This window comes from Hyalangium sp. (genome assembly GCF_045802625.1).
Taxonomy (GTDB): Bacteria; Myxococcota; Myxococcia; order Myxococcales; family Myxococcaceae; genus Hyalangium.
Genome location: NZ_JBJMQP010000028.1, coordinates 1 through 3,881, shown reverse-complemented (window position 1 = coordinate 3,881; position 3,881 = coordinate 1). Strand labels below are relative to the sequence as shown.

3 protein-coding genes are annotated in these 3,881 nt (G+C 66.7%); all 3 read left to right on the top strand.

The genetic code is table 11. The features are described 5' to 3' along the window. Positions 1-709, top strand: a 709-nt coding sequence (locus ACJ8AT_RS04900; protein ID WP_407736383.1) for a DUF2381 family protein, incomplete at its 5' end; no start/stop codon positions are given. 22 nt (positions 710-731) lie between these two features. Next, a complete protein-coding gene (locus ACJ8AT_RS04895; RefSeq protein WP_407736382.1) occupies positions 732-2,687 on the top strand; it encodes a serine/threonine protein kinase in 1,956 nt (651 codons plus the stop codon). Between the two features lie 213 nt (positions 2,688-2,900). Beyond that, positions 2,901-3,881: serine/threonine protein kinase (locus ACJ8AT_RS04890; protein WP_407736381.1), on the top strand; the 981-nt coding region annotated here is incomplete at its 3' end.

The following is a 3,881-nucleotide window of genomic DNA, read 5'->3' as shown; positions in this document are numbered from 1 at the left end:
GGAGGGGCGCGACCGGTTCCCCGTGTTCGAGGTGAGTGATGCAGGCGTGACGCTCTCGCCCGCAGTGGCACTCGGGAGTGGCGAACGGCTCGCGCTGCGAGTCACCTACCGCGAGGGCTCGCCCGCAAGCGTCGTGTTCCTGCTGACCGGGCAGCCGGGCACGGCGGATGGCTTGGTGAACGTGAGCCGCCCGCAGCAAACCGTCGAGGCGTGCCGCGTGGAACTGTCCGCCACGCGCGAGCGGTGCGAGGCGCAAGCTAAGGAACTGGAGGCGTTGAAGGCTCGGCCCGCAGCCTTGAGCCCGGCCGCCGTGGCGCTCGCGGGCTTCGTGAACAAGCAGGGCCTGACGGGACGAGGCTTTGAGCTAGGGTGCTATGAGGCGCGCGGGGGGGAACTTCGCCCTCTCGTGTGCTGGGGCCTTGGGGGGCCGACGTGGAGCGTCGTTGTGCTGGAGGTGAGCAACATCGGGGGGGAGCCGTGGGCGCCCGCGTGGGCAGAGGTGACGCCCGCAGGAGGGGAGCCGCGCCGCGCTCGCGCGGTGCTCTCAGGGCAAGCAACCATCCCCCCGGGCGGTGTGGTGAGAGTGGCCGTGGAAGTGGAGATGCCTGCGCGTGAGCAGCCCAAAGAATGGCTAGAGGCACCCCACACCGTGCGGGTGTGCAACGGTGACGGGAGCCGCTGTCTGTCCGTTCCCCAGGTGACGCTGTAGCCACTGGCGAGAGGTGCGCGGCATGTTCGCGGATTTTGATCCCTTGGACTTGAATCCCGGCCAGATGGTGAGCGACTGGCGTATTGTCCGACGCATCGGGAACGGCGGGTATGCCGTGGTCTACGAGGTAGAGAAGGACGGCGAGCGTTTCGCGCTCAAGGTGGCCTGTCAGACCGAGCGGAGCCTTGATCCGAGGCAGACGGACGCGCGTGCGCGGCGCGAGGTGGCCTGCCTTCAGCAACTCAACCACCGGCACATCATCCGCATGTTGGCCCATGGCCGCTGGCCGCATGCGCGCTCAGGCTTTCACTACATCGTTCTCGAGTTCGTGGACGGCTACACGCTCGCCCGCTGGGTCGAGCGGACCAGTCCGACGCCGCATGAAGTCGTCGTCCTGTTCCTGAAGCTGTTTGATGCCCTGGAGCACATGCACGCGCGAGGCGTGTTCCATCGGGACTTGAGCCTGAGAAACATCATGGTCACCAAGGACGGCGAGCCGGTGATCATCGACTTTGGAGCGGCGGACTACGCGACCGCCGAGGAATTGACGGATGGCCCGCTCCCCCCTGGAACGCCGCGCAACCGCAGCCCCGAGGCTCAACGTTTCTGGGATGAAAACCGCCTCAAGCCCGGAGCCCGTTACACGTTCAAGGCGACGGACGATATTTTCGCGCTCGGTGCCAACCTCTACGACGTGCTGACGAACCCGACGCCGACGCGCGGCGAGACGCGGCCCCTCCTTGGCAACGTGCTGATCGAGCCGCCCACCCCGCACCGGGCAACCCAGGGGCGCGTTCCGGTGGAGTTGAGCGCCTACGTGATGAAGCTGATCAGTCGCGACTTGGAGGTGCGGCCCGCGACGGCCAAGGATGCGCGGCGCCCGCTGGTGGACTTGGCGCGTTTCGAGGGGGACGACTGGCGCGATCTCGGCATTCACCCGGCAGCCGCGCAGCTACTGTCAGAACCCTCCGAAGGGGAGCCAGAGCCAGTCAAAGCGCGAGAACCCGAAGGCCCGCAGGAACTGCTCCCTTCCCATCCGCTCCCGGTGCAGGTAGCACCAGCAGATGCGGCGCCCGTGCCTGCTCCGGTGCAGGTAGCGCCAGCGCCAATGTCAGCGGATGCGGCGCCCGAGCCTTCTGCTGCGGGGGTTGCTACGCACCACAGCCCGCGCCGTGCGTGGCGGCGTCCGGTGTTCGTCGGGCCGCTGGCGCTCTCCGTCTTCGCGGCAGTCGTGGCCGCTTCCCTACTGCATCGGCCAGTGCAACCCGAGCCGCTACCCGTGGCCAGGAGCGCACCAGCGGATCAACTCCCTGCCTCAAGCACTCTGGCCGAAAAGCCGACAAGCCGCCCCGAACGGTTAGCCTCCCCGCTCCCTACCCAGAAGGAGGCGAGCCCGTCCGTGAAGCTGCCCGACAACTCCCCGACTTTCACCAACGGCGTACCCATCCCGCCACAAGTCCAGAAGGCCAGCGGTCGGCGCGTTCTCTCGAAGGTTGAGAGGTGCGCGCTCCTCGTGGCCTCCGTTGCATGGCTTGAGGCGGGCTGCACTGGCGTGCAGACGCGCCCGGATCCCGAGCCATGCCCCGAGGAAGCCATCAAGGCGATGGAGGAGCTAGATTGGCCCGTGGGCGGCAATGGGCCCGGCATCCTGTTGGACGTAACCAAGGGGAGCTATGAAGAGGGACGCGAGCAACCTTTGGCCGCCTGGAAGGATGGGCCCGTTACGGGGGCGCTGATCAGGCCAGAAGGCAAGGCCCCTGCGGGGATGCGGGTAGATGGGCACCTGTGGACGACGGGAGATCGCATCTACGGGCGCTATCTGCGCGCCCACCTTCCAGGCGGGCGCACCGTGCCGATCTGCCTCGAATTGGAGAACGGGGGCGCATTGGGCTCGCCAAAGCGCGAGGGCTCGAAGCCGGGCGCCCCTGTGGCGTCGAAGGTGTCCTCTACGCGAATCGTTGATAAGCAATGGAGGTGAGCCGGGGCCGGTGGAGCCTCGCGCGTCCGACAGGTGAAGCTGGGCGCGTGAAGCCCGCGCGTCGAGGCTCGCCTGCTGGGGCGTTCCGCTGACGCTGTAGCCAAGGATCGCGCCGCTCCCAACCTTCAGCGTCGTTCCATTCCATGGCACATGCTGGGTAGTGTTTCGCTCCGTTGCGGCGCCCTCTCGCGCGCCGCCAGGAGTCGATCCCGCATGGCTACTTCTCGGCAGCCCTGGAGCGTCCCGGGGGTGATTCTCTTCTCTCACGGCGATCTCTCGTATGAGGTGGATCTGTCGCGTCCATTGGTCGAAGAGCTAGCCCAATCCAGGCTTGGGGAAAGGACCATCCCAGCCTTTGAACGCACCGAGAAGAAGCGCCTGCGGGAAGTCATCGTCCGCAGCTTGCCGCCTACGTCGTCCGACGATCCCGAAACGCTAGAGAGGATGCGCGCCCGGCTCCGGGAAGAGGCCCACCTCGCCACGTACCTGCGTCACCCGAGGATCGCCCGCATCCTCGGGCCCTACGAAATCCAAGGCGTTCTCTACATCGTATCCGACCGTGTAGAGGGCACCTCGATCAACACCCTGATCACCTACTCGCAGATGCGCGAGAAGTTGCTATCCCCAGCGTTCTGCCTCTACGTGGGCGCCGAGGTTGCGGGCGCCCTGCACTACGCGCACACCTGCAAGGACGAGAACGGCGCCCCGCTGGGCATCGTTCATCGGGACTTGAACCCCGCCCGCATCTTCCTGGAGCCAGAGGGAGGGGTGATGCTGACGGACTTCGCCCGCGCCCGCTCTCTGCTCCCGGGCCGAGTGGCCTCGACGCTGCCGCGCCCTCATGGCGACGTGTTCTATTGCTCCCCCGAGGCGTTGCTCTGTGAGGAGACGGATCCGCGCTCGGATCTGTTCTCGCTGGGGTTGGTGCTGCTGGAACTGTCCACGTGGCGCCACCTCTACAGCACGACCACAGTGCGGCCCGACGACTTGGAGGAGGCGCTAACCACGAAGGTCAAGGCGCAGGTTCTAGACGCGGCGATCACGGCCATGGAGGCAGACCTACCGGACCATGCCGAAGACTGCATCCTGCGGGCTGCCACGTTCACCCGGGAAGAAGTGGACGAGATCACCCAGCCTCTAGCACATCCGCTGCGCTCCATCGTCCGCAGGTTGATCCAGCGGAACCCAGAAGAT

Excerpts from the sequence above, each read along its gene's own strand:
- ACJ8AT_RS04895 (WP_407736382.1), top strand. The coding sequence starts at position 732 with ATGTTCGCGGATTTTGATCCCTTGGACTTGAATCCCGGCCAGATGGTG.